This window comes from Gemella cuniculi DSM 15828 (assembly GCF_000425665.1).
Taxonomy (GTDB): Bacteria; Bacillota; Bacilli; order Staphylococcales; family Gemellaceae; genus Gemella; species Gemella cuniculi.
The window spans coordinates 70,428-71,024 of sequence record NZ_KE384435.1 but is presented as its reverse complement, the minus strand read 5'-3'; the positions used below and the strand labels follow the sequence as shown (position 1 = coordinate 71,024).

1 protein-coding gene is annotated in these 597 nt (G+C 27.5%); it reads left to right on the top strand.

Features of this window, described 5'->3' with window-relative positions:
• Positions 1-103 precede the first annotated feature (103 nt).
• The gene (locus H612_RS0108630) at positions 104-319 is read left to right on the top strand and encodes a hypothetical protein (protein WP_027131066.1); all 216 of its coding nucleotides are present in this window, start codon (positions 104-106) and stop codon (positions 317-319) included.
• Positions 320-597 lie beyond the last annotated feature (278 nt).

Here is a 597-nt window from a genome sequence, read left to right as displayed (position 1 = left end):
ATTGTTATTTTAACAATGAAAGAATTTAGAGATACATAAAAAATTTTTATGATTATAGATTATATTAATAGTCTTGCAATAATCAATAATGGAGGTAAAAACAATGAAACATGATGATTTTGACTTAGATTTAAAAAGAGTATCAACAAATGATAGTGATGTTCAAGCGAGGGCAAGGACTATTATAACAACAACAATTGTATTATCAGCATTAAACAAGTGTACATCTGCAGTAAATCCAACTGGTGGTATGACTCAAGGTTGCTGTCATAAAAATCTTAGAGGATTAGAAGCAGAAGAAAAATTACGTTGTCAATAGTTATTAGGTAGCTGGTTATTGCAAGATATAATGTAATAGGTAAGTTTGGGAATAAACAGACTTACCTTTATTTTGTTACTTTATAAGTAACCTCCAATAGTGAGTATCTTCCAAAAAATAGTGACTTCTGTTACGACTAATTTTATCATAAAAAACTCCTTTTTTGTTTATGAGATTATCTTTTTTACTCCAAAATGGAATTTTTCGCTGTTTTTTCTTTTTTGAATCCTTTTTCTATTTCAAAACGGAAATTTTCCTTGTTTTTTCTTTTTTGAATC

What these genes read in the sequence shown, in the direction of transcription:
- H612_RS0108630 (WP_027131066.1), top strand. Translation starts at nt 104, where the DNA reads ATGAAACATGATGATTTTGACTTAGATTTAAAAAGAGTATCAACAAAT.